Here is a 23871-nt window from a genome sequence, read left to right as displayed (position 1 = left end):
GTATGGCAAAGACCTTGTAAAGTGGCTCAATGCGAAACTTCAGCAGAGGGGTCTTCTGGCTCCCAAGAAGTCGCTTCTGGACGTCTTGAGCGATGAGTTAGGTCGCCACCTGGAGACACTTCTGTCGCGCCCGGAGGGTTAAAGATGAATATAAACCCAATGGTCCTTGTGAAAGTTTAAGCCTCTAGTGCAAGCGGTCAATAGGCGGAAACGCGGCATGCTCTGGTGTGCCTACGGTATGGGCGTTGTGATCGTGGAAAATGCCTCGGTGCAGCAGGGGTCGAGGCTTGTCCTGATCGCGTTTCATGGGCTCAAACTTAGAGGGAGAAAGTCGTCGGACTTGTGCATAAGGTGGGGGGTGACCGGGGACGTACCTGCGGGATCGCCTACCTCGGGCGGGGTGGGGAGGTATTACGTTGTCTCGCTGGGCCGGACCGGCGCCGAAGGTGGCCTGTCAAAACAGCGGCCAGGGCACGGCCGGCGTCAGCCCGCCCGGGGCGGGGAAGATCCCGTCGTCGAGCAACCGGGTGCAGTGCTCGGTGAGGGCCGCGATCTCCGAGGCGCTCAGCAGCCCGGCGAGCTGACGCCCCGGCTCGCCGTCGAGCCCGTCGAGGACCCGGGCGACGCCGTCGCGCTTCTCCTCGGTCAGCTTCTCGGCCAGCCATCCCCACAGGACCATGCGCAACTTGCCCTCCACATGGAAGGCCAGACCGTGGTCCACGCCGTAGCGGTGACCATCGGGCATGGCGAGGATGTGGGCGCCCTTGCGGTCAGCATTGTTGACGAGCACGTCGAACACCGCCATCCGGCGCAGCGCCGCCGAGTCCCCGTGGGCCAGGACGAGCCGATTCCCGTCCCCGTCCTCACCCTCCTCAACGTGTGAGCCCGGTGGGGGAGCAGGCCATCACCAGCCGCCCGACGTCGCGGGCGGTCGCGGTCAGGTCCTCTGCCGTACGGCGGATCGCTGTCGCCAAGTCCTGGGGCCCGCGGCCAATGGGCACGATCGCGGTGATGCCCTCGTCGTAGAGGGCGTCCGCGTCCTGTCCCACGGATCCGGCGAGGACGATCACCGGGATCGCACGGTCGGCTGCGCGCACGGCCTGAGCCACACCGATCGGCACTTTCCCGGCCAAGGACTGGCCGTCAATGCGCCCCTCCCCGGTGATGACGAGGTCAGTTGTCTTCACGAGGTCGTGGAAACCCGCCGTCTCGAGGACGACATCGATACCTGGCTTCAAGGTGGCTCCGATGAAGGCGTGCAAGCCACCGGCGAGACCCCCCCGCCGCTCCCGAACCGGGGAGCGCATCGATCGCGACCCCGAGGTCCCGCTCGACGACACCCGCGAGATGGACCAGTCCGGTGTCCAGGCTCGCCACTGATGCAGGATCCGCCCCCTTCTGGGGGCCGAACACGTGGGCTGCACCCTGCGGTCCCGTGAGGGGGTTGCTGATGTCGCACATCACCTCCACGTCGACGTCGCGGAGCCGGTCTCGTGCCGGGGTGGAGTCGATCCGCGCAATCCGGGTGAGGGTGTCGCCGGCCGGGACGAACTCCTCACCTGCGGCGTCGAGGAACCGGACGCCGAGGGCCGCGGCAGCGCCCGTGCCGCCGTCCGTCATGGCGCTCCCGCCGGCCCCGACGATGACTCTGCGCGCGCCAGCGGACACCGCGTCGAGGATCTGCTCGCCGACCCCGAACGTCGTGGCCCGCCCCGTGTCCTCGCGTCCGGAGGCGAGCGGGAGCCCGGCACATGAGGCGGTCTCCACCACCGCCACGTCCGGGTCGATCAGTCCGTAGTGGACAGGCACGCGTTCGCCGTAGAACACCCCGCAGACGGTCGCGGATCGCAAGGCGCCCCCTGCGGCAGCCACGAAGGCCTCGACGGTGCCCTCCCCGCCGTCGGCGATGGGCACCACGAGGACCTCGGCGTCGGTGACCGACGCGAGACCCGTCGCGATCGCGGAGCCCGCCTCCCGCGACGACAGGGCCCCCTTGAACGAGTCTGGGATGACGATGATGCGCTGCACGCGTGGATCTCCTAAGTCAGGTGACGGGGTCAGACGAGGACGAGGCCGAGGAGCCAGATGAACACGATGGAGGTGAGTCCCAGCAGGAGCGTGACCATCGTCTGGGTACGGTAACCCTGCGAGGGCGTCATGCCGCTGAAGTTGGTGACCACCCAGAAGTACGAGTCGTTGGCGTGGGAGACGGTCATGGCGCCGGCCGCAATGGCCATGACCACGAGCGCGCTGGCCACCGGGGTCTCGAAACCCAATGCAGGCATCATCGGGAAGACCATGGCCGACGTGGTCGTGAGTGCCACGGTGGAGGAGCCCTGCGCGGTCTTCAGGACGGCGGAGACGAGGAAGGGGAAGAACAGTCCGATGACCGACAACTGTGCAGCGTTGCTCTCGATGAAGGTGACGAGGTCGGTGGCGGCGATGACGCGCCCCAGCACACCGCCGGCCGCCGTGATGAACAGAATGGGGCCGACGACCCGGAGGGTCTCCTCTGTCAGGTCGTAGAACGTCTCGCCACGGCGCACGCTGAACAGCAGGCCGACTGCGCAGAGGGTTCCGACGGCGAGCGCGATCATCGGCGTGCCGAGGAATCGGGCGAAGTCACCCGCGGGGCCGGTCCACTTCAGGACGGATGCGAGCGAGCCGAGAGCCATGAGCAGGATGGGGGCGATGATGGGCGCGAAGGACGCAGCGGTCCCAGGCATCCGCCCGTAGGACCGGCGAAGCGCGTCGTAGGCCGCCTCGAGCTCATCCGCGTCCTCCGTGCCGGTCTCCTCAAGGGAGCTCACCCTCTTGCCGATGTAGAGGGCGTACAGGTACGCGACGAGGAGTGCGGGGATCGAGACGAGGACGCCGAGGCCGATCACCAACAGAAGGTAGTCGCCGATGCCGAGGTTCTGGGCGGCTGCGATGGGCCCCGGGGTCGGTGGGATGAAGACGTGCGAGGTGTACAGGCCTGCCGCCAGGGCCACGGTCATCGCCACGGGTGACACCCCGGTGCGACGGGCCAGGGCCTTACGGATGGGGTTGAGAATGACGAATCCGGAGTCGCAGAACACGGGGATGGAGACCACCCAGCCCATGAGCTGCATCGCCAGGACGGGGTAGCGCTTACCGACGACCCGTACGAGCGCGTCGGCGATCCTGAAGGCACCGCCGGTGCGCTCCAAGATGAGTCCGATGAGCGTGCCCAGGATGATGACGATGCCGATCGATGTGAAGATCCCGGAGAATCCCTCCCCGATCACGTCGGCGATGCCCTTGACGGGCGCTTCCCCTTCGGCGCCGGTCGACTTCACCAGCGGGATCCCACCGATGATCCCCAGGGCGAAGGCGACGACCATGATCGAGAGGAAGGGGTGGATCTTCCATTTGGAGATCATGACGATCATCAGGGCGACGGCGAGGATAAAGACGAGCAGAAACGGTATTCCAGTCATCGGAAGTCCTTTGTGCGGCAGGGGATTCCAGCCGGAGTAGGACCGATGGGACTTCAGCGGCGATGTTCTGACGAACAGGGTTCGGCCGTCTCAATGGCCCTCTGCATCCCGCAGGGTGCCTCCTGAGTTCCACCTCACCGACTGGTACCATAAGCAAGTACCACATCGCACCCGAGGAGGCCAGCATGTCCATCAGCGCCAGTGAAGCCCGCAAGACCCTGTTCCCGCTCATCGAGCGAGTGAATGCGGACCGCGACGCCGTAGAGATCGTCTCCCGCAAGGGGAATGCCGTCCTCATGCCCGCGGACGAGTACGCCGCCTGGCAGGAGACCGCCTACCTGTTCCGCTCCCCGGCCAACGCCCGCCGGCTGCTGGACGCCTACGAGCGCGCCCGCGCAGGGAGCGTCGAGGAGCACGCTCTGGACCGCATGGACGGGGACGCCTGAGTGCGCCTCGTGTGGGACCGCTCGGCCTGGGAGGACTACACGCACTGGCAGACCACGGACCGCAAGGTCCTCAAGCGGATCAACACCCTCATCGACGCCGCCCTGCGTGATCCCTTCGACGGGATCGGCAAGCCCGAGCAGCTGAAGTACGGCGCGCCCGGGGCATGGTCCCGACGCATCACGGAGGAGCACAGGCTCGTCTACCTCGTCGACGGCGAGGACCTGATCATCCTCCAGGCGAGGTATCACTACTGACATGCGCTTCACCCAGGCCGAGCTCCAGCAGTTCCGCGACCGCACCGTCCCCGACCTGCTGCCGGACCCGCTGCGGCTGCTGTTCATCGGCATCAACCCCGGCCTGTGGAGCGCCGCCACCGGTGCGCACTTCGCCCGCCGCGGCAACCGCTTCTACCCGGCCCTGCACCGCGCCGGGCTCACCCGACACCTGGTCGACGCCTCCGACGGCTACAAGGCCGAGGACCTCGCCGAGCTGCACGCCCGCGGCATCGGGATCTCCAACCTCGTCCCGCGTGCCACCGCCCGCGCCGACGAGCTCACCGCGGAGGATCTCGCCGCCGCCCCCGCCCGCCTGGACGCGCTCGTGGCAGCGCATGCGCCGGCCGTCGTCGCCGTGTTGGGGGTGACGGCCTACCGGCAGGCCTTCGGACGTCCGAAGGCGGCGCTGGGGGAGCAGCAGACGCCGTGGCCGGGCACGCGGCTGTTCGTGGCGCCGAACCCCAGCGGGCTCAACGCTCACGCCACCCTGGACTCGCTCGCCGCGGATTACCGCGCGGCCGGTGCCGCGGCGGGGCTCGTGGACTGAGTGCACCCGCCGTCCCTGCGGCCGCGCTGGACGCCCGCTGGGATCTCCGATCGGGTGGGCGCCGTGCGCACACGAGTCACCATCTCGCTCGTGGGCCTCGGCCTGAGCGCCGCGGCCCTCGGGCGCTGCCAGACGTAGACGTGGACCTCGACGTGCTCCACAGATACCACCGTGCGCAGCTGCGGGATCTCCGTGTCAGGCAACGCGTTCCAGGACCTGCCCTTCCCCGTCTCCGGGCCGATCCTCGGCAGCGTCGGCGAGCGATTCCGGCTCGAGACGGCGAGCGATGAGGGGACGGCCACCTTCTCCGCCGGCGGCACCGAGGGGGGCACCTACTCCTGCGGAGCGGGGCAGACGCTCCTGATCGGCGACAGCGCGCTGCTGTGCCGCGCCGTCGGCGAGAACTCGCTGGACTTCACGATCAGCCGGCCGCGCTGACGCCTCAGGCCCGTCAGAACAGCGGCCAGGGCACGGCCGGCGTCAGCCCGCTCGGGGCAGGGAAGATCCCGTCGTCGAGCAACTGGGCACAGCGTGCGGCAAGGGCTTCGACTTCCTCGGCACCCAGCAGCTCCGCCAGCCCCTGCCCCAGCTCACCGTCGAGCCCGTCGAGAACCCGGGCGACGCCGTCGCGCTCCTCCTCGCTCAGCGCCTCGCCCAGCCACCCCCAGAGCACGGTCCGCAGCTTGTCCTGCACATGGAACGTCAGCCCGTGGTCCACGCCGTGGCGGTGGCCGCCGGGCATGGCGAGGATGTGGGCGCCCTTGCGGTCGGCGTTGTTGACGAGCACGTCGAACACCGCCATGCGGCGCAGCGCCGCCGAGTCCTCGTGGGCCAGGACCAGCCGATTCCCGCCCTCGTCCTCACCCTCCAGGACCGTGAGCCATCCCGAGGCCGGCACTTCGTCCGCCGGGAACAGGTCCACGGCGTCCTGCTCAGGATCCTGCTCCTGCCAGAGCTGCACCATGCCCTTACCGAACGGGCCGTCGCGCAGCCAGGTGCGCGGCACAATGTCCCACCCCAGCGCCTCGGACACCAGGGACGCGGCCACCTCCCGGCGGGCCAGGGTTGCGGCGGGGAAGTCCCAGAGCGGGGCCTCGCCGGCCACCGGCTTGTAGACCACCGGGGTGTCACCGATCGCGCCGAGGAACGTGGCGTTGGACGCCGTCGTGATGCGGCCGGTGAGCGTCAGCTCCCCGGACATCAGCTCGCCGGCGGGCACGTCCGCGGCGCTCATCAGGAGTCGGGGAGAGTGCAGTCGTGGCCGTCGGGGTCGATGGGCTGGCCGCAGTCCGAGCAGATCGGGCGCCCGGCGTCCACGACCTCCCGGGTGCGGCGGGCGAACGCCCGGGCGGCACCGACGGGCATCCGCACGCGCACGGCCTCGGCGTCCGCCTCGAGCGCCGGGGCGGCGTCGTCGTCGGTCAGCGGGTGCGCGTCGATGAGCACCTGCGCGGTGGTGGGGTCCCAGCCCAGGCCGATGGCCCCCACCCGGAACCACTCCTGCACCGGGTCCAGCGGATCGTTGTCCACGAGTTCCACGGGCGTGCTGGCCGGGACGCTGTGCGGATTGCCCTCCAACGCCATCAGATCGTCGAGGATCTCGTCGAGCATCTCCGCCATCAGGGCCGACTGCTGCTTCTCCAGGGCCAGGCTCACCAGCCGGGGCCCGGTGCGCACCTGCAGGTAGAACGTGCGGGCTCCGGGACGCCCGAGCGTCCCGATCACGACCCGATCCGGCCAGTCGAACTCATGGGCGGGGGCAGGTGCATCACTCATGCCACGATCCTAGGCGTCCGCTCGTCCACCGCGCCGGGGCCGGTGCCCGCGCCGCCGCCCACCGGGGCGTCGTCGGACGGGCCGAGGGCCGAGAGCCAGGACAGGTCCCCGGCGTCGGTGTTGGTCGCCCAGACCCGCGGGCGGCTCGGCCCGTAGCTCACGATGGACACGGAGGCGGGTCCCACCTCGATCCGCTGGAACAGATCCAGGTGCGTGCCGAGCGCGTCGGCCAGGATCGACTTGATGACGTCCCCGTGGCTCACCGCCACCCACACCGCCCCGGGCCCGTGCTCGGCCTCGACGGCGGCGTCGTGCCGGCGGATCGCCGCCACCGCGCGGGCCTGCATGCCCGCCATGGACTCCCCGCCGGGGAAGACGACGGCGGACGGCTGGGTCTGCACCGTCGCCCACAGGGGCTCGGTGGCCAGGTCGCTGAGCGCGCGTCCCTGCCACTGGCCGTAGTCGCACTCGGTGAGGTCGTCGTCGACCAGCGAGGGCACCGTCTCCGGCTGGCGATCGAGGAGGGCGTGGGCCGTCTGCGCGCACCGCTCCAGGGGGCTGGCCACCACTGCGGCCACGGGCACGGCCGCGATCCGATCCCCGGTGCGGGCCACCTGCTCCCGTCCATGATCGTCCAGGCTGACCCCGGGGGTGCGGCCCGCCAACAGTCCGGTCGCGTTGGCCGTGGTGCGGCCGTGCCGCACGAGAAGTACCGTCGCCATGGCCTCAGCGTAGCGAGGGGATGCCCGCCTCTCGCGGACAAAGCCTCGCGGCCATGACGCAAAGGGTCAGTGACGCAACGCGAGCACGCCTATGCCCGGCAAGGCTGACGCCCGTCTGCAGGCCTCGAACGCCCGGAGCAGGCCCTCGAGGCCTAGGACGGCGCCCTGCTGCTGGTCACCCACGACCGCCGCATGCTCGAGGCCGTCCGACTCGACCGCCGCTGATACCCTCCCCCGGTAGTCAACCTCCTGCTCTCGGTGACGTTCGCGTGCGGCGTGGCGATCGCCGGGCTCCACGTGGTGAACCGGCGGTTCATCGCGCCGATGTACGACGTCGTCCTCAACCTGGCCGCGTTCCTCGCCGCCGTCGCCTCCTCCGTGCTCCTGGGGCACGTGCTGCCCGCGGTGTTCGCCGCGCTGGCCGTGCTCGCCTGGCTGATCCTGGCCGTCCGCACGGTGCGCGCCCGCCGCGCGGGGCACGAGCCCGCCGGCCAGCGCCCCGCCGGCGCCCGCCTCTAGGCTGGCGCCATGTCCTTCCTGATTCCTTCCGTCCCCGTCTCCTGCGGCTGCCTCCTCTTCGACGAGGCCGGCCGCCTGCTCGTGCTCAAGCCCACCTACAAGAAGGGGTGGACCATCCCCGGCGGGATCATGGAGGACGACGGCGAGACCCCCTGGGACGGCTGCCGCCGCGAGGTCCGGGAGGAGACGGGCCTGGAGGTGACCGCCGGGCGGCTCGTCGCCGTCGACACGCGGCCCAGCAAAGCCGACGGCCGGACCGGCCTGCGCTTCCTCTTCCGCGCCGTCCACCCGCTCACTGCCGCGGACGTCGCCGCCATCGGCCTGCAGGAGGACGAGGCCTCCGAGCATCGCTTCGTGACGCGCCAGGAGGCCCGGAAGCTCCTGCGCCCGGCGATCGCCCGCCGCGTCGACGCCGCCTGGGACGCCGCGCACTGCGTCTACCTGGAGGACGGGCGTCCCGCCGCGGGGGTGGATCAGCCGGCGGGCTGAGGCCCGGCCCCCGGCCGGACGAGCGGTGCCCGGCGGCGTCCCCGTCCTGGATGAGGGCCGCCGTCTGATCTGCGGAGGTGATCGTGGCGGCCCGGCCAGGAGAGTGGACGCGGGACGAGACGGTGCGCCCAGGCAACGGCGGGACGGTCCCACGGACGGCGCTGCCGTGGCAGCGGAAGAGGTCGAGGACCCTCCGGGGAGGATGCCCCGGCTCGGGTACCGTAGCGAAAGGATCCCACCCCCCAGACCTTCTGACAGGACCACCATGAACGACTCCCCGCTCGTCTCCAAGCTCTCCGCCGAGCTCCTCGGCACCTTCGTGCTCGTCTTCGGCGGCGCCGGTGCGGCCGTGTTCTCCGCCTCCGTGATCGACGACGCCACAGGCGTCAACATGGGCATCGGCTTCCTCGGCGTCGCCCTCGCCTTCGGCCTGACCGTGGTGGCCATGGCCTACGCCGTAGGCCACATCTCCGGCGGTCACTTCAACCCGGCCGTCACGCTGGGTGCGGCGCTCGCGGGTCGTCTGCCGTGGAAGCTCACTGTGCCGTACTGGATCGCCCAGCTCGTGGGCGGCGTGGCGGCCGGCGGCGTGCTGCTGGCGATCGCCTCCGGTCGTCCGGGCTACTCGCTTGCGGAGAACGGCCTGGCCACCAACGGCTATGGCGAACTCTCGCCCGCGGGCTACTCGATGGGCGCGGTGTTCCTGACCGAGGTGCTGCTGACCGCCGTGTTCCTCTACGTCATCCTCGGCGCCACGGACCGCCGTGCTCCGTCCGGCTTCGCGCCGCTGGCCATCGGCCTGACCCTCACGCTGATCCACCTGATCTCCATCCCCGTGTCGAACACCTCCGTGAACCCCGCTCGCTCCTTCGGCGTGGCCCTGTTCGCGGGCGGGGACGCCCTCGGCCAGGTCTGGCTGTTCTTCGTGGCCCCGTTGTTGGGCGCCGCGGTCGCCGGTCTCAGCTACCGCTTCGTCTTCCCCAACACCTCCCGGGTGACCGAGGAGCTGCCCGAGCCCGCCGCCGACGGGACGCGGGACGCCGTCTGATCCCTGTCATTCGGGCCCTGCCCTCACCGCCCCGTCTCTTCCCGCACCTCCTTGGAACGCAGCAGGCGCGGCGCCGTCGTCAGCGCCAGCCCGCCGAGGATGTTCAGGGGGATCACCCACCACACCCAACTGAGCCACTCGAGCCACCCCACGCCGTGCGCTCCGGACAGGATGGCTCCGATGATGAGGATCGAGTCCATCACCGAATGGAAGAGCGAACCGCCGGCGAGGACGATGGCTCCGGCGACGGACGCGACGATCATCGCCGTCGGGCTGTCCGTCCCGGCCTGCATCCGCGTCACGAGGGTGATCGCCACCCCGGCCAGGACCGCCAGGGCGGCGCCCTGCCAGCTGAAGCCGATGTCCAGGAAGTGGTGGGCGCTCTCGGCCAGGGTGCCGTGCAGGTCGGGGAACCCCGCCACCACGAGGGCGATCATCACGGTGCCGCCGAGGAGGTTCATCACGAGGGTCACCGCCCACAGACGCAGCAGCTCCATCCACGTGCCCCGGCCGGCGGCGATCGCGGTGATCGGGTAGTAGAACCCCTCCGTGAAGAGCTCGGAGTGGGCGAGGAACAGGCTGACCAGGCCGATGGAGAACGCGAGTCCGGCCAGAAGGTGGCTGCCCGTCTCGTGGAGCGTGAGCAGGTACGCGAGCAGGCCGATCGTGATCTCGACGCCGCCCAGGAACCCGGTGGTCGTCAGGACGGTGAGGGACCGATGCAGGCGTTCCGCGCCCTCGTCTGCCGCCGCCCTGTGGGCCGCCGGCCTGCCGGAGACGGACTGACCGGCATCGCTCCCTTCACGGTCATGTCCGTGGCACACTGGGCCGATGATGCATGACGAACGGCCCACGGGTCGGCTGGGCCTCGCCCTGGGCGGCGGAGGAGCGCGCGGGCTGTGCCACATCGGGGTCTGGCGGGTGCTCGAGGAGCTCGACATCCGCCCGGACGTGCTCGCGGGAACGAGCATGGGCGGCCTCCTCGGCGCGCTCATAGCCGCCGGTCATGACGCCGCCTCGCTCGAGAAGATCGAGCGGAGCGTGGACTGGCCGCGGCTCATCAACTGGGGCCTGACCGGCGGCATCCTCTCCAGCGAGAGGCTGCGGGCCTGGCTCCGCGAGCTGCTCCCGGACACCTTCGAGGAGCTGCAGATTCCCCTGGTGCTCACCGCGGCCGACGTCGTCGAGGGCCAGACCCGCTACCTGCACACCGGGGACCTCATCACCGCGATCCAGGCGACCACCGCCTACCCCGGCGCGCTGGAGCCGGTGACCGTGGGGGACTCCGTGCTGGTGGACGGCGGCATCCTCAACCAGATCCCGGTGGACGGGGTGCGCTTCCTGGGCGCGCAGCGGGTGATCGCCGTCGATGCCACCACGCTCGAGCCCCTGGAGCGGCCGGAGCCCGGGGCGCGCACCCGCACCCGCCGTTCGCCCGCCACGTCGCTGCGCCAGGCCATGCGGGCGATCGACGTCATGCAGGCCCAGCTCACCACCGTCCGGCTCTCGCTCTACCGGCCGGACGTGCTCATCAGCCCGCCGATCGAGGGGATGACGGTCGCGGACTTCCGCAGCTCCGGCGTCGCCATCGCGGCGGGAGAGGAGGCGACGCGCGCCCGGGCCGAGAAGCTCGTGGAGCTCAGTCGCGGCAGAATGGCCTGACGCCCGCCGCACTTCCGTCAGGAGCACCATGACCGCCACCCTTGTCGCCTCCGGCCTCGCCGGCGGCCACGGCCACCGCACGCTCTTCGAGGATCTGGACCTCACGGTCGCGCCCGGGGACGTCGTCGGCGTCGTGGGGGCCAACGGCGCGGGCAAGTCCACCCTGCTGCGCATCCTCGGCGGGGACCTCGCGCCGCAGGCCGGCACGGTCAGCCTGGCCCCGGCCGACGCGTTCGTGGGCTGGCTGCCGCAGGAGCGCGAGCGGGTGCCGGGGGAGACGGTCGCCGGGTACATCGCCCGCCGCACCGGCTGCGCCGAGGCCACTCGAGAGATGGACGCCTCCGCTTCGGGCCTGGCGGACCCGGACGTCACGGACGCCGCCGCAGACCGCTACAACACCGCCCTCACCCGCTGGCTGGCCTCCGGCGCCGCGGACCTGGAGGAGCGCATCCCCGCCGTCCTGGCCGACCTCGGCCTCGACCTCTCCGCCTCCCCGGAACAGGTCCTCATGACCTCCCTCTCCGGTGGGCAGGCCGCCCGCGTCGGCCTCGCCGCGCTGTTGCTCTCCCGCTTCGACGTCGTGCTCCTGGACGAGCCCACCAACGACCTGGACCTCGACGGTCTGACCCGCCTGGAGGCCTTCGTGCAGGAGCTGCGCGGCGGCGTCGTGCTGGTGAGCCACGACCGCGAGTTCCTGGCCCGCTGCGTCACCCGCGTCCTGGAGCTCGACCTCGCCCAGCGCACCAACCGCGTCTACGGCGGCGGCTACGAGGCCTACCTCGAGGAGCGGGCCACCCTGCGCCGCCAGGCCCGGGAGAAGTACGAGGAGTTCGCCGAGCAGAAGCAGGACCTCGTCTCCCGCGCCCGCATCCAGCGGGAGTGGTCCAGCCAGGGCGTGCGCAACGCGATGAAGAAGTCCCCGGACAACGACAAGCTGCGCCGCAGGGCCAACAGTGAGTCGAGCGAGAAGCAGGCCCAGAAGGTCCGGCAGATGGAGAGCCGCATCGCGCGCCTGGAGGAGGTGGAGGAGCCGCGCAAGGAGTGGAGGCTGGAGTTCACCATCGGTGCGGCGCCGCGCTCCAGCTCGGTGGTCGCCACCCTCAACGACGCCGTCTTCCGGCAGGGAGGCTTCACGCTCGGCCCGGTGTCCCTCCAGGTGAACGCGGGGGAGCGGATCGGCATCACCGGGCCCAACGGGGCCGGCAAGTCCACCCTGCTGCGCGCGCTGCTGGGCCGCCAGGCCCCGGACGAGGGCACGGCCGCCCTGGGGTCCAGCGTGCAGATCGGGGAGATCGACCAGGCGCGCTCGCTGCTGGCCGGGACCGTCCCGCTCGCCGCGGCCGTCGAGGCGCTCGTGCCCGAGATGGCCTCCGGGGAGGTGCGCACCCTGCTGGCCAAGTTCGGCCTCAAGGCCGACCACGTGAACCGCCCCGTGGACGAGCTCTCGCCCGGCGAGCGCACCCGGGCATCCCTGGCCCTGCTCCAGGCCCGCGGGGTGAACGTCCTGGTGCTCGACGAGCCCACCAACCACCTGGACCTGGAGGCCATCGAGCAGCTCGAACAGGCCCTGGAGACCTATGAGGGCGCCCTGCTGCTCGTCACCCACGACCGCCGCATGCTGGACACCGTCCGCACCGACCGTCGCTGGCAGGTCCAGGACGGGCGGGTGACGGAGCGCTGACGACCCGGGCACCGTCACCCTTGCCCGAGATTCGGTTGTGTACGACCATGAGAGTTCAGTCCCCACCGACGAAAGGGCCCCAGACATGTCCCGCATCCTGATGATCCTCACCTCGCACGACCAGCTGGGCGACACCGGCCGCAAGACCGGGTTCTGGCTCGAGGAGTTCGCCTCGCCCTACTATGTCTTCACGGACGCCGGCCACGAGGTCACCCTCGCCTCGCCCCGCGGCGGCCAGCCGCCCATCGACCCGACGAGCTCGAAGCCGGAGATGCAGACCGAGGCCACCCGCCGGTTCGACCAGGACGAGGAGGCCAAGGCCGCCCTGGCCCACACCACGCCCCTGGCGCAGGTGGACGTGGACGGGTTCGACGCCGTCTTCTACCCGGGCGGTCACGGCCCGCTGTGGGACCTGGTGTCCGACGCCGACTCCACGCGGATCATCCTCGACAGCGACGCGGCCGGGCGCCCGCTCGGCCTCGTCTGCCACGCGCCCGGGATCCTGCACCCGATCACCGCCGCCGACGGCACCCCGTTCGTGCGCGGCCGTCAGGTCACCGGGTTCACCAACGGCGAGGAGGAGGCCGCCCAGCTGACGGACGTCGTCCCGTTCCTCGTCGAGGACTCGCTGATCGCCGCCGGCGCGGACTACCGCAAGGGCCCGGACGGGGAGAGCTTCGTGGTCACGGACGGCACCCTGGTGACCGGCCAGAACCCGGCCTCCTCCGCCGACGCCGCCCGCCGCCTCCTGGACCTGCTCGCGCGCTGACCCTCCACCGAGCCCGCCGCCCCGACCCCGAGGAGACCACCATGAGCACCCCCACCCGCACGCGCGAGATCCACCTCGCCTCCCGCCCCCACGGCGCCCCGACGCCGGAGAACTTCCGCCTCACGGAGGTCGAGCTCCCCGAGCTCGCCGAGGGCCAGGTCCTCGTGCGCAACACCGTGATGTCCGTGGACCCGTACATGCGCGGCCGCATGAACGACGTCGAGTCCTACGTGCCTCCGTTCCAACTCGACGCCCCCCTCGACGGCGGCGCGGTGGGCACCGTGATCGCCTCGCGCCACGCGGACGTGCCGGAGGGCACGTCCGTGCTCCACGGCCGCGGCTGGCGCGAGCACGCCGTCCTCGACGGCGACACCGTCCAGGTCGTGGACACCTCCCAGTTCTCGGACAGCACCTACCTGGGCGTGCTGGGCATGACGGGTCTGACCGCCTACACCGGCCTCGTGCACGTGGCCGAGATGCAGGAGGGCGACGCCGTCTTCATCTCGGGCGCCGCGGGGGCCGTCGGCTCGGTCGCCGGCCAGATCGCCCGCCTGCTGGGCGCCTCGCGCGTGGTCGGCTCGGCGGGCACGCCCGAGAAGGTGGCGCGGGTGAAGGAGCTGGGCTTCGACGCCGCGTTCGACTACCACGACGGCTCGCCCACCGATCTGCTGGCCGAGGCGGCGCCGGAGGGCATCGACGTCTACTTCGACAACGTGGGCGGCGACCACCTCGAGGCCGCCATCGCCGCGATGCGGGTCGACGGCCGCGTGGCGATGTGCGGCGCGATCGCCCAGTACAACTCGACGGAGCCGCCGGCCGCCCCGCGCAACCTCGCCCTGGCGATCGGCAAGTGCCTGACCCTGCGCGGCTTCGTCCTGCAGAAGTACGCAGCGCAGGTCCGCCCCGAGTTCCTGGAGCGCGTGGGCCCGTGGGTCGCCGCCGGGAAGATCCAGTGGGACGAGACCGTCCGGGAGGGGCTGGAGAACGCACCCCAGGCGTTCATCGACCTGCTCGAGGGTGCCAACACGGGGAAGATGCTCGTCCGGCTGTGACGGGCGACGGCGCACTCGGGGGCGGCATGGACACCTTCCGGCATCAGGGCCTGACCTTCGACGTCCGCGACGGCGGGCCGGCCGAGGGGGAGGTGGTCCTGCTGCTGCACGGCTTCCCGCAGGACGCCACGTCCTGGAGGCATGTCGAACCGCTGCTGCACGCCGCGGGGCTGCGCACGCTCGCCCCGGATCAGCGCGGCTACTCCCCGGGGGCCGCTCCGCGGGCGACGGCGGCCTATCGCCTCCCGGCGCTCGTGGGGGACGCCGTCGCGCTGGCGGACGCGGCGGGGGCGCGGCGCGTCCACGTCGTCGGCCATGACTGGGGTGGCGCCGTCGCCTGGGCGCTGGCCACCGCCCACCCCGAGCGCGTCGCGTCCCTGACGGTCCTGTCCACGCCGCACCCGGCCGCCCTGGCCCGCGCCCTGCGCGGCCCGGACCAGCTGCGCCGCAGCTGGTACATCGCCGCCTTCCAGGCGCCGGCCCTCCCCGAACGAATCCTCGCCCGACGGCTGGGCTCCCTGCTGCAACGGGGGCAGGTCCCCGGGGCGGAGCACTACGCCCGCCGGTTCTCCACCCCGCAGAGCCTGCGCGGCCCGGTGAACTGGTATCGGGCGAACCCGGATCTGGTGACCACCACGCGCAGCGCGCCCGTGACGGTCCCCACCACGTACGTGTGGGGCACCCGGGACGCGGCCCTGGGGCCGCGGGCCGCCGAGCTCACGGCCGGGCAGGTGGCGGGGGAGTACCGGTTCGTGAAGCTCGACGCGGACCACTGGCTGCCCGAGCGTGAGGCGGATGCCGTCGCTCGGGCGATCCTGGACCGGGTGCGCTGACCCGCGCTCCGCGCGGGCCGCTCCCGCCGTCTCAGCGCGGCCCGGCGGCCTCGGTGATCCGGTTCAGCAGGTCCATGAGGACCTGGCGCTCGGTGGTGTCGAGGGGGATCCGGGTGAGGGCGTCCACCGGGACCGTCCGGGCGGACGCCCGCAGCGCTCGCCCCTCGTCCGTCAGCCGGACCAGCACGCGTCGCTCGTCGTGGACGTCGCGCTCCCGCGTGACGAGCCCCATGCCGGCCAGGCGCCGCACCAGGGGTGTGATCGTCCCGTTGTCCATGCCGAGCCGGTCCCGCAGCGCGCCGACTCCCAGCGCCCCGGCGTCCGGTGTCGACGCCTCCGTCTCGGCCGAGGCGTCACCCTCCGCCTGCCACAGGGTGAGCATCACGAGGTACTGAGGGTAGGTGAGGCCGAGGCGGGACAGCAGGGGGCCGTAGCCGCGCGTGACGGCGCGCGCCGCCCGGTGCAGGGCGAAGCAGAGCTGGTCCTCGAGGGCGAGGCTGGGGGTCGGCGCGGCATCCATGGAAGCGATTCTAGTGGTCGCTGGGGAGCGACTTGGTTGCGCGCGACCTAACAGGGTGGCAGGCTGGAGCCGACTCGTCCCGCACGGGGCGGGCGGATGAAAGGACCTCCTATGGAGACCATCTACACCGCCGAGGCGCTCAGCACCGGCGCCGGCCGCGACGGCCATGTCCGCACCACCGACGGGCGGGTCGACCTCGACCTCGCCGTGCCCACCGAAATGGGCGGCTCCGGCCAGGGCACCAACCCCGAGCAGCTGTTCGCCGCCGGCTACGCCGCGTGCTTCCACTCGGCCCTGCAGATGGTCGCCCGTGCCTCCCGTGCCGACATCACCGACTCCTCCGTCGGCGCGCGCGTGGGCATCGGCCGCCAGGGTGAGGGCTTCGGCCTGGAGGTCACCCTCGAGGTCGTGCTCCCCAATGTCCCCGCGGATCAGGCCCGCGCCCTCATGGAGCAGGCGCATCAGGTGTGCCCCTATTCGAACGCCACCCGGGGCAACATCGACGTCGTCCTCGAGCTCGGGGAGGCGTGATGACGAAGCACCGGCAGCCTGTCCCCCTCTCCCAGACCGCCGCCCGCCTCGGCCTCGGCGGGTTCATGACCGCCGCGGGGCTGTCCCACCTCACCGTGGCACGCCGTGAGTTCCGCGCCCAGGTGCCCTCGTGGGTCCCGCTCCCGGCGGACCTCGTGGTGCTCGGATCCGGCGTGGCCGAGATCGGCCTCGGGGCCGCTCTGCTGGCGCTCCCCGGGCAGCGCCGCCTGACCGGCACCGCCCTGGCGGCCTTCTACACCGCGATCTACCCCGGGAACATCGGGCAGTACGCCGAGCGCAAGGACGGCTTCGGGCTGGACACGGACGGTCGCCGCCTGGCGCGGCTCTTCGGCCAGCCCGCCCTCATCGCGGCCGCCCTGTGGGCCGCGGGAATCCCCGAGCGGGAGCAGGGCGGGCGCGGCTGACGCCGTCGCCGGTCCTGCGGCCCTGGGCCGGCTCCGGGCACGTGCCCGGAGCCGGCGTGATCTCACCCTGCCGCGAGGCGCGGCCCACTGTAGGGTGCCCCGTCGCAGGTGTCCCGCAGGTGTCCGGTCCGGCGGGCCGTCAGCCTTGACGCATCGTCCCGGTCTCGAGGAAGCGCTGGTGCCAGGACAGGGACTCGCCCAACAGGTGCGGGGTGTGCAGGCCGTCCGACCCGCGCATCGCGCGGTCGAAGTAGTCCCGCAGCTGCTCCCTGTAGTCCGGGTGCGCGCACGTGTCGATGATCGTGCGGGCGCGCTGCTTGGGGGAGAGGCCGCGCAGGTCGGCCAGCCCCTGCTCGGTGACCACCACGTGCACGTCGTGCTCGGTGTGGTCCACGTGCGAGACCATCGGCACGATGCAGGAGATGTCCCCGCCCTTGGCCGTGGAGGGGGTGAGGAAGAACGAGGTGAACGCGTTGCGGGCGAAGTCGCCGGAGCCGCCGAGGCCGTTCATCATCTTCGTGCCCATCAGGTGCGTGGAGTTCACGTTGCCGTACAGGTCGGCCTCGAGCATGCCGTTCATGGCGAGGATGCCGAGGCGACGCACGAGCTCGGGGTGGTTGGAGATCTCCTGGGTGCGCAGGATCAGCTTGTCCCGATACTTCGCGGCGTTGTCGTTGAACCGTTCGGCGGCCTCGGTGGACAGGGAGAACGCGGTCGCGGACGCGGTCGCCAGGGTGCCGGAGTCCAGGGCGTCGAGCATGCCGTCCTGCACCACCTCGGTGAACGCGGACAGGCCCGTGAACCGGGACTTCACCAGCTCGGACATCACCGCGTTCGCGATGTTGCCCACGCCCGACTGCAGCGGCAGCAGTCGCTCGTCGTACCGGCCCTGGGCCACCTCGTGCTCGAAGAACTCCACGAGGTGCTGGGCGATCGCGATCGAGTCCGCGTCGGCGGGCTTGAAGGGGGAGTTGCGGTCCGGGGCGTGGGTCTCGACGACGGCCACCACCTTGGCCGGATCGCACCGCAGGTACGTCTCACCGATGCGGTCCGCGGGGTGGGTGAGCATGATCGGCGTGCGGTGCGGGGGCAGCGCGGTGCCGTAGTAGACGTCATGCAGACCCTCGAGGTCCTCGCTCTGCCACGAGTTGACCTCGAGGATCACCTGATCCGCCAGGTCGATCCAGGACTTGTTGTTGCCCACGGAGGAGCTGGGGACGAGACGGCCGTCCTCGCGGATCCCGGACACCTCGATCACCGCGGTGGTCATGGGCCCGTAGAAGCCGTTCCACACGGTCTGCGCCAGGTGGGACAGGTGTGTGTCGATGTACTCGATCGCGCCCGCGTTGATCTTGGCGCGCATCGTCGGGTCCGACTGGAACGGGGTGCGCAGCGCGACGGCGTCCGCCTCGGCCAGCGCACCGTCCATCTCCGCGGAGGTGGACGCCCCCGTGTGGAGGTTGATGCGGAACTCCTCGCCGCGCGCGTGCAGCTCCTTGGCCCGCTCGGCCAGCGCCGTCGGCACGGCCTTCGGGTAGCCGGACCCCGTGAACCCGCTCATGCCCACGGTGGTGCCGTGCTGGATGAACGCCGCCGCCTCCGCGGCGGACATCACCTTCGACCGGAGGCCGGGGTGGTGGATGCGGGACGACATGGGTGAGGCCTCCGTGCGGGTGAGACGAGTCGAGCGAGAGCGCTGTGACGTGGAACAGCGATCAGCGTACCCGCGTCACGGGTGGCCGTGGGGATGATCACGCCGGAAGTCGCCGAGCCCGACCTGCGTGATCGACGACGGCGAACAGGGCTCGGCACTCCGGGTCGGCGCGCCTAGGCTCGGCGGCATGCGAGCACTCGTCCTCCAGTCCTACGGTGGCCGTGAGGCCATGGCCCTCACCGACGTCCCCGCCCCCACGGCCGGCGCCGGCGAGGTGCTGATCCGCACCCGCGCGGTCGGCCTCAACCCCGTCGACGCGATGCATCGCGAAGGCGACTTCAAGGCCATCGCCCCCGACGACTTCCCCACGGTCGCCGGCAACGAGCTCAGCGGCATCGTCGAGACCGTGGGCGCCGGGGTGACCGCGTTCGCCCCGGGTGACGCGGTGATCACCCGCGTGGACCCCTCCGGCCACGGGGCGTTCGCCGAGCTGGCCGCGGTGCGCGCGGACTGGGTGGCCGCCGCGCCCGCCCGCGTGCCCCTGACGGACGCGGCCGGCCTGCCGCTCGCCGGCCTGACCGCCCAGCAGGCACTCGGCCCGGAGCACCTGGACCTGCAGCCCGGGGAGCGGTTGCTGATCACCGGGGCCGCCGGCGGCGTCGGGCTGATCGCCACGCGCTTGGCACACCTGCGCGGCGCGCACGTGACCGTGACCGCCTCCGCGGCGGGTGAGCCGTACGTCCGCGAGGCCGGCGCCGACGCGGTGATCGACTATCGCGCCCGCACCGTCGCAGAGGGGGGCGAACGCTTCGACAAGGTGTTCGACCTCATCGGCGGTGATCAGATGGCCGAGCTGCTCGGCTCGATCGAGCCCGGCGGCCGGCTGGTGACCATCGCGGGCCCGCCGAGCCCCGGCAGCCTTCGTGAGACCGCGCGCCCGTCGCGTCGGCCGCTGGCCGCCGTCGTCTCCCGGGTGGCCAGTGCGAAGGTGCGCCGGGCCGCGAAGAAGGCCGGGGTGACCTACGAGTTCTTCCTCATGCATCCGGACGGGGCGGGCCTGGCCGAGCTCGTTCGGCTCGTGGACGCCGGCGAGCTGGCCGTGACCGTGGACAGCCGCTACCCCCTGGCCGACTGGGAGCAGGCGTTCGAGCGTCTCGAATCCCACCATGCCAAGGGCAAGGTGCTGCTCGAGTTCTGACCGGCGGGCGCGTCGGCGCCGGCCTGCCCGGGCCGGCACCGCCTCGTATCCTGGCCTCGTGCACCCGTCTGTGAGCGAGCCCCTCACCCGACTGCCGGACGGCACCGTCAAGCAGCGCAACCCCTTCACCGGTACCGAGGTCTGGACCGTGCCCGGCCGCGGCCACCGCCCGCTCGGCCTCGTCCGGCCCGCCCCGCAGCCGCTCGACCCCGCCCAGCACGGCCGGCACTGCGCCTTCTGCGAGCACCGGATGCTGGAGACGCCGCCGGAGAAGTCACGCATCGTCTCCACGAGGGCCGACGACGGCGCCCCGGCCTGGCAGATCCTGCGGCATCCGGCCGCGGAGCGGCTCGAGGAGACGATCCCGGCCTTCCGCCGGGTCCCCAACCTCTTCGAGATCCTCAGCTACGACTACTGGCGTCTCAACCACGGCTACGAGCTCCCCCCGGACGCGTGCCGCCGCCGTGACGAGTACCTGGCCACCGAGGCCGGCCGCGCCCACGTGCGCGCCGTCGTCACCGCGAAGCTGCGCGCCTCCGGCCGCTCCGCCGAGGAGGCGGCGGCGATGTCCGAGGCGGAGCTGATCGGGGCGTCGGCCGCATTCTTCGGCGGCACGCACGACGTCGTGATCGCTCGGCGGCACTTCGTCGACGGCGCCGTGGACGACCACCAGCTGGCCTCCTCGGGCACCCTCACCCCGGATGAGCACCACGCGTTCATGGCCCTGACCGCCGACGCGATGCGGGACCTCTACGCGACCACGCCCGCCGTGCGGTACGTCTCCGTGTTCCAGAACTGGCTCAAGCCCGCCGGCGCCTCCTTCGACCACCTGCACAAGCAGCTCGTGGCCATCGACGAGGTCGGCGCGCAGAACGTCGCCGCCCTGGACCGGCTGCGCGAGGACCCGCAGGTGTTCAACCAGGCCGCGCTGGACGTGGCCGTGGCGCACGACCTGATGATCGCCGCGAACGAGCACGCCGTGATGTTCGCCGGCTTCGGTCACCGGTATCCGACGGTCGAGGTCTACTCCACGAGCCCGGTGGGGCAGCCGTGGCGGCAGACCGCGGCCGAGCTGCGCGCCGTCTCCGACCTGCTGCACGCCGCCCACGCGGCCACCGGCCCGGACGTCCCCTCCAACGAGGAGTGGCACACCCGCCCGCCCGGCGTCGCGGACCCGATGCCGTGGCGCGTGATGCTCAAGTGGCGCGTCTCCACACTCGCCGGCTTCGAGGGCGCCACCAAGATCAACGTCAACACCCTCAGCCCGTGGGACGTGCGGGACCGGGTGCTGGCGAGGCTGCGGGAGCTGTGGGCGGCGGGCGCGCTCGCGGACGGGATGCGGATCGGGGCCGACGCGCGGGTCCGGCCGGGCATGCTCCGGTACGCGGACTGAGCGGCGGGGCCCGTCCCTCCGCGCGGTCGGTAGCGTGGGCGTCATGGCCCTCCACCTGCAGCGCTACCGCGAGATCGCCCACGTCATGGCCCGCAACGGCCTCATGGCCACGGCCGTGCAGGCCGGGCTCTCCCGGTGGCTGCCCCTCGAGGAGGGGGAGCCGCACCTGGGCATCGACGCCGAGGCCCGCCCCGAGCTGTTCGTGCGCACGTTCGAGGAGCTGGGCGTCACCTTCGTGAAGCTCGGGCAGCTGATCTCGGCGCGCCCGGACGTGTTCCCCGAGGCCTACTGCGCGGCGTTCGCCCGCCTCACGGACAGCACGTCGGCGGTGCCCTTCGAGGCCGTCGCCCGGACGGTCGAGGAGGACCTCGGCGCCGACGTCGACACCCTGTTCGCCTGGTTCGACCGGGCGCCCCTGGCCACCGCCTCCATCGGTCAGGCCCACCGCGCGCGCCTGCATGACGGGCGCGCCGTCGTCGTGAAGGTCCGCAAGCCCGGTGTGGTGGAGCAGGTCCAGGCGGACCTGGAGATCCTGCGGACGCTGGCGGCCACGTGGTCGCGGGCCTCACGGACCTTCGCCGACCTGGACGTGCCGGCCATGGTGGACGAGTTCGACCGCTCGCTGCGCGCCGAGCTCGACTACGTGGTGGAGGCGCGGGCCTGCGAGGAGATCGCCGCCGGCTTCCGGGACACCCCGGGCGTGCGGTTCCCGTGGATCGAGTGGGACCTGACCACCTCGCGCGTGCTGACCATGCAGGAGCTCTCCGGGCTGCGCGTGGACGACCTGGCCGGACTCGACGCCGCCGGCATCGACCGGGAGGAGCTGGCGTACCGGGCCGCCGACGTGCTGCTGGCCATGGTGTTCGAGCACGGCGTGTTCCATGCGGACCCGCACCCGGGCAACCTGTTCATCGAGCCGGACGGGACCGTCGGGTTCATCGACTTCGGCTCCGTGGGGCGGATCTCCCCGTCCCTTCGACGCCGGTTCGCGGGCCTGGCCATGGCGCTGGCCCGGCAGGACACCGACGGGCTGGTGCGGGCCCTGCTGGACATCGCCCCGCCGCGCGGCCCGGTGGACCGCCGTCGGCTCCGGCTGGAGGTGGCCCGGATCGTCGGCCGCCTCGAGGGGCGCGAGCTCGAGGACATCCGCGTGGCGCAGCTGATCTCGGAGATCTTCGCCCTGGTGCGGCGCCACCGGCTGTCCCTGCCGCCCGAGCTCGTGCAGCTGCTGCGGATGCTGATCATCGTGGACGGCATCGGCCGCCGCCTGCACCCCGGCTTCGACTACACCCGCGTGCTCGACCCGTTCGCCCTGCGCCTCGTGGGGGAGCACCTCGACCCCCGGCGGGTGGCGGGCCGGATCGGCCGGGCCACGATCGCGGCGGCCGAGCTCGGCATCGACCTGCCGGAGTACGCCCGCAAGGTGATGGAACGCATCGACGACGGCGGGATCGACGTCACCGTCCGCGCGAGCGAGCTCGAGCCGCTCGTGACGCGCCTCGAGCGGACGGGCGACCGGGTGGTGGCCGCCATGGTGGTGGCCGCGATGATCACCGGCGGCACGAACGTGCTCGTGGCGTACAAGGACCGGCTCGGCCGCTTCGCCGGGCCGGTGGTGGCCGCCGGCGGCGCCGCCCTGACCGGCGGCAGCGCCTATCTGGCCTGGATCAGCCGCCCGCGGCGTCGCCCCCGCTGAGGGCCACGGGCGGGGTCAGTCGTCGGGATCATGCCCGCACCAGGCCGACCGCGGCGCAGGCCGTCTCGAAGTCGTCGAGGCCGAACGCCTGGATCGGGCTGACGACGCCGGCCTCGAGGGCCCGGCCTGCGGCGAGCTGCCGGGCGCCCCAGGCCATGAGGTCCCCGGTCAACGTGTAGGCGTTGGGGCCGCGCAGGTGCACGTCCGCGACGACGCGGCCGGCGGCGTCGCGCGCGATCGCCCCGACCCGGGAGCCCGTGCGGGCCCGGTCTGCGGCGTCGGGGCCACCCGGGTCCCCGGCCAAGGGCCGCAGCAGGGCCTGCACGCCGCGGGCGACGCCGGGGAGCCACCCCACCGCGCCGAGGGCGGCGGCGCCGATCTGCGTGGGCCGGGCCGGGAACCAGCCGTTGAAGACCTCGACCTCATCCAGGCCGGGCTGCATCCGCGGCAGGAACAGGGACTCCGTGCCGCCGAACAGCACGCCGCGGCGGTCCTGCCCGTCGACCCGGAAGACGGCCGACCGGCTGGCCGGGCCCGTCGTCGCCAGCCGCCCGCCGCGCCACGTGATCGTCCGCTCGGTGAGGGCGTCCACCATCGTCTGGCGCGTCCCGTGGCTGAGGTCGACGCGCGGGTCCAGCTCGCCGTCGGCGAAGTAGCCGATCTGCAGGGACCGTGCGCGTCCACCGGCCTGCGCCAGCGCGAGCCCGCCCGCGAGCATGCCCGGCGCGTAGTCGAAGCCGAGGGCGGGCAGCAGGGTGGCGCCCGTGCGTCGGGCGGTGGCGTCCAGGTCCGCCTTGAGGTCCTTCACGAAGCCGACCTCACCGGTCGAGTCCACGTAGTGCGCGCCCCGCTCCGCGGCGGCGCGGGCGACCGGTCGGCCGTAGCGTTCGAAGGGGCCGACCGTGGAGACCAGCACATCGCCCTCCGTGACCAGGGCCCTCAGCGAGGCGGGGTCCCCGGCGTCGGCGACGGCGACCTCCAGCCCGTCGTGCCGCCTCGCCGCGTGCTGGAGCGAGTCCCGGTTTCGGCCCGCCAGCACGGGCCGTGCGCCCTGGGCCACGAGGGCGTCCACGACGAGGGATCCGGCGTAGCCCGTCGCGCCGAGCACGATGATGCGGGGGGCGTCGGGGTGGTCGAGGTGCAGGGGAGAATCCGTCATGGCCCCACGCTAGG

27 protein-coding genes and 2 pseudogenes are annotated in these 23871 nt (G+C 72.2%); 18 read left to right on the top strand and 11 right to left on the bottom strand.

All coding sequences use genetic code 11. The features are described from left to right. Positions 1-454 precede the first annotated feature (454 nt). The 4 genes and pseudogenes from ACFI33_RS00890 to ACFI33_RS00875 form a co-directional block, all read right to left on the bottom strand. Positions 455-871 (bottom strand): annotated as a pseudogene (locus ACFI33_RS00890) (protein kinase family protein); the annotation flags it as partial. Between the two features lies 1 nt (position 872). Next, positions 873-1238, bottom strand: coding sequence for a glycerate kinase (locus tag ACFI33_RS00885; RefSeq protein ID WP_255420484.1), 366 nt, complete (start codon positions 1236-1238; stop codon positions 873-875). Continuing rightward, positions 1174-2028, bottom strand: a complete 855-nt coding sequence (locus ACFI33_RS00880; protein WP_236649688.1) for a glycerate kinase — start codon at positions 2026-2028, stop codon at positions 1174-1176. Before ACFI33_RS00880 ends, ACFI33_RS00885 begins: the two co-directional genes overlap by 65 nt. Positions 2029-2057: 29 nt before the next feature. Then, the gene (locus ACFI33_RS00875) at positions 2058-3461 is read right to left on the bottom strand and encodes a GntP family permease (RefSeq protein WP_127434983.1); all 1404 of its coding nucleotides are present in this window, start codon (positions 3459-3461) and stop codon (positions 2058-2060) included. Between the two features lie 185 nt (positions 3462-3646). Between ACFI33_RS00875 and ACFI33_RS00870 the strand changes: the two genes are divergently transcribed. The 4 genes from ACFI33_RS00870 to ACFI33_RS00855 all read left to right on the top strand — a co-directional run bounded on the left by ACFI33_RS00870 (position 3647) and on the right by ACFI33_RS00855 (position 5168). Continuing rightward, a complete protein-coding gene (locus ACFI33_RS00870; protein ID WP_036340860.1) occupies positions 3647-3907 on the top strand; it encodes a type II toxin-antitoxin system Phd/YefM family antitoxin in 261 nt (86 codons plus the stop codon). Further along, positions 3908-4162, top strand: coding sequence for a Txe/YoeB family addiction module toxin (locus ACFI33_RS00865; RefSeq protein WP_041103932.1), 255 nt, complete (start codon positions 3908-3910; stop codon positions 4160-4162). Between the two features lies 1 nt (position 4163). Further along, positions 4164-4730, top strand: coding sequence for a mismatch-specific DNA-glycosylase (locus ACFI33_RS00860; RefSeq protein WP_036340854.1), 567 nt, complete (start codon positions 4164-4166; stop codon positions 4728-4730). A 192-nt stretch (positions 4731-4922) separates the two neighbouring features. After that, on the top strand, positions 4923-5168 hold the full coding sequence (locus ACFI33_RS00855) for a hypothetical protein (RefSeq protein WP_078025880.1): 246 nt from the start codon (positions 4923-4925) through the stop codon (positions 5166-5168). A 13-nt stretch (positions 5169-5181) separates the two neighbouring features. Here ACFI33_RS00855 and ACFI33_RS00850 read toward each other — a convergent pair whose 3' ends face one another. From ACFI33_RS00850 to ACFI33_RS00840, 3 genes are read right to left on the bottom strand one after another with little or no spacing between them, the layout of a single operon-like run. Next, positions 5182-5964 (bottom strand): SCO1664 family protein, encoded by a 783-nt coding sequence (locus ACFI33_RS00850; RefSeq protein ID WP_036340845.1) that lies wholly within the window; start codon positions 5962-5964, stop codon positions 5182-5184. Then, positions 5964-6506 carry a DUF3090 domain-containing protein gene (locus tag ACFI33_RS00845; RefSeq protein ID WP_036340843.1) on the bottom strand — a complete coding sequence of 181 codons (543 nt, stop codon included), beginning with the start codon at positions 6504-6506 and terminating at the stop codon, positions 5964-5966. The genes ACFI33_RS00850 and ACFI33_RS00845 overlap by 1 nt, the downstream gene beginning before the upstream one ends. After that, positions 6503-7228: a histidine phosphatase family protein gene (locus ACFI33_RS00840; RefSeq protein WP_152744175.1), complete on the bottom strand. Its 726-nt coding sequence runs from the start codon at positions 7226-7228 to the stop codon at positions 6503-6505. The genes ACFI33_RS00845 and ACFI33_RS00840 overlap by 4 nt, the downstream gene beginning before the upstream one ends. Positions 7229-7351: 123 nt before the next feature. Between ACFI33_RS00840 and ACFI33_RS00835 the strand changes: the two are divergent. The 4 genes and pseudogenes from ACFI33_RS00835 to aqpZ form a co-directional block, all read left to right on the top strand. Beyond that, a pseudogene (locus ACFI33_RS00835) lies at positions 7352-7453 on the top strand (ATP-binding cassette domain-containing protein); the annotation flags it as partial. A 33-nt stretch (positions 7454-7486) separates the two neighbouring features. Continuing rightward, entirely contained in the window at positions 7487-7747 is a 261-nt protein-coding gene (locus ACFI33_RS00830) for a hypothetical protein (protein WP_052001280.1), read from the top strand. A gap of 9 nt (positions 7748-7756) precedes the next feature. Beyond that, positions 7757-8236 carry an NUDIX domain-containing protein gene (locus ACFI33_RS00825; protein ID WP_036316396.1) on the top strand — a complete coding sequence of 160 codons (480 nt, stop codon included), beginning with the start codon at positions 7757-7759 and terminating at the stop codon, positions 8234-8236. 265 nt (positions 8237-8501) lie between these two features. Next, positions 8502-9284: an aquaporin Z gene (aqpZ, locus tag ACFI33_RS00820; protein ID WP_080695007.1), complete on the top strand. Its 783-nt coding sequence runs from the start codon at positions 8502-8504 to the stop codon at positions 9282-9284. A gap of 23 nt (positions 9285-9307) precedes the next feature. Here the strand turns inward: aqpZ and ACFI33_RS00815 are convergent, their stop codons facing one another. Then, on the bottom strand, positions 9308-10108 hold the full coding sequence (locus ACFI33_RS00815; protein ID WP_078025878.1) for a formate/nitrite transporter family protein: 801 nt from the start codon (positions 10106-10108) through the stop codon (positions 9308-9310). Positions 10109-10115: 7 nt separating this feature from the next. Between ACFI33_RS00815 and ACFI33_RS00810 the strand changes: the two genes are divergently transcribed. The 5 genes from ACFI33_RS00810 (at position 10116) to ACFI33_RS00790 (ending at position 15281) form a co-directional block, all read left to right on the top strand. Next, on the top strand, positions 10116-10946 hold the full coding sequence (locus tag ACFI33_RS00810) for a patatin-like phospholipase family protein (protein ID WP_010080497.1): 831 nt from the start codon (positions 10116-10118) through the stop codon (positions 10944-10946). 28 nt (positions 10947-10974) lie between these two features. After that, positions 10975-12627, top strand: coding sequence for a ribosomal protection-like ABC-F family protein (gene abc-f / locus ACFI33_RS00805; RefSeq protein ID WP_036340837.1), 1653 nt, complete (start codon positions 10975-10977; stop codon positions 12625-12627). 85 nt (positions 12628-12712) lie between these two features. Further along, entirely contained in the window at positions 12713-13396 is a 684-nt protein-coding gene (locus tag ACFI33_RS00800; RefSeq protein WP_069941694.1) for a type 1 glutamine amidotransferase domain-containing protein, read from the top strand. Between the two features lie 41 nt (positions 13397-13437). Continuing rightward, a complete protein-coding gene (locus tag ACFI33_RS00795) occupies positions 13438-14448 on the top strand; it encodes an NADP-dependent oxidoreductase (RefSeq protein WP_069941693.1) in 1011 nt (336 codons plus the stop codon). Positions 14449-14474: 26 nt separating this feature from the next. Then, the gene (locus tag ACFI33_RS00790) at positions 14475-15281 is read left to right on the top strand and encodes an alpha/beta fold hydrolase (RefSeq protein ID WP_036338733.1); all 807 of its coding nucleotides are present in this window, start codon (positions 14475-14477) and stop codon (positions 15279-15281) included. Between the two features lie 31 nt (positions 15282-15312). Here ACFI33_RS00790 and ACFI33_RS00785 read toward each other — a convergent pair whose 3' ends face one another. Beyond that, positions 15313-15801, bottom strand: coding sequence for a MarR family winged helix-turn-helix transcriptional regulator (locus ACFI33_RS00785; RefSeq protein ID WP_036338682.1), 489 nt, complete (start codon positions 15799-15801; stop codon positions 15313-15315). 111 nt (positions 15802-15912) lie between these two features. On the opposite strand from ACFI33_RS00785, the gene ACFI33_RS00780 reads away from it, so the two are divergent. Together ACFI33_RS00780 and ACFI33_RS00775 are read left to right on the top strand one after the other, a co-directional pair. Further along, entirely contained in the window at positions 15913-16332 is a 420-nt protein-coding gene (locus tag ACFI33_RS00780) for an organic hydroperoxide resistance protein (protein ID WP_002855232.1), read from the top strand. After that, on the top strand, positions 16332-16757 hold the full coding sequence (locus tag ACFI33_RS00775; protein WP_036338685.1) for a DoxX family protein: 426 nt from the start codon (positions 16332-16334) through the stop codon (positions 16755-16757). Before ACFI33_RS00780 ends, ACFI33_RS00775 begins: the two co-directional genes overlap by 1 nt. A 139-nt stretch (positions 16758-16896) precedes the next feature. On the opposite strand, the gene ACFI33_RS00770 is transcribed toward ACFI33_RS00775, so the two are convergent. After that, the gene (locus ACFI33_RS00770; RefSeq protein ID WP_036338687.1) at positions 16897-18411 is read right to left on the bottom strand and encodes an acetyl-CoA hydrolase/transferase family protein; all 1515 of its coding nucleotides are present in this window, start codon (positions 18409-18411) and stop codon (positions 16897-16899) included. A 187-nt stretch (positions 18412-18598) separates the two neighbouring features. Here ACFI33_RS00770 and ACFI33_RS00765 point away from each other — a divergent pair, with 187 nt between their 5' ends. The 3 genes from ACFI33_RS00765 (at position 18599) to ACFI33_RS00755 (ending at position 22698) form a co-directional block, all read left to right on the top strand. After that, complete coding sequence (locus tag ACFI33_RS00765) at positions 18599-19609, top strand: NADP-dependent oxidoreductase (protein WP_127435226.1); 1011 nt, start codon at positions 18599-18601, stop codon at positions 19607-19609. A 70-nt stretch (positions 19610-19679) separates the two neighbouring features. After that, a complete protein-coding gene (locus tag ACFI33_RS00760; protein ID WP_174233307.1) occupies positions 19680-21002 on the top strand; it encodes a DUF4921 family protein in 1323 nt (440 codons plus the stop codon). Positions 21003-21045: 43 nt separating this feature from the next. Further along, entirely contained in the window at positions 21046-22698 is a 1653-nt protein-coding gene (locus ACFI33_RS00755) for an ABC1 kinase family protein (RefSeq protein ID WP_036338696.1), read from the top strand. 28 nt (positions 22699-22726) lie between these two features. Here the strand turns inward: ACFI33_RS00755 and ACFI33_RS00750 are convergent, their stop codons facing one another. Beyond that, positions 22727-23857 (bottom strand): saccharopine dehydrogenase family protein, encoded by a 1131-nt coding sequence (locus ACFI33_RS00750; RefSeq protein WP_127445845.1) that lies wholly within the window; start codon positions 23855-23857, stop codon positions 22727-22729. Positions 23858-23871 lie beyond the last annotated feature (14 nt).

The organism is Micrococcus sp. PSi08 (assembly GCF_054960655.1).
Note: the sequence above shows the minus strand (reverse complement) of the source record. Positions and strands in the feature narration are given on the sequence as shown.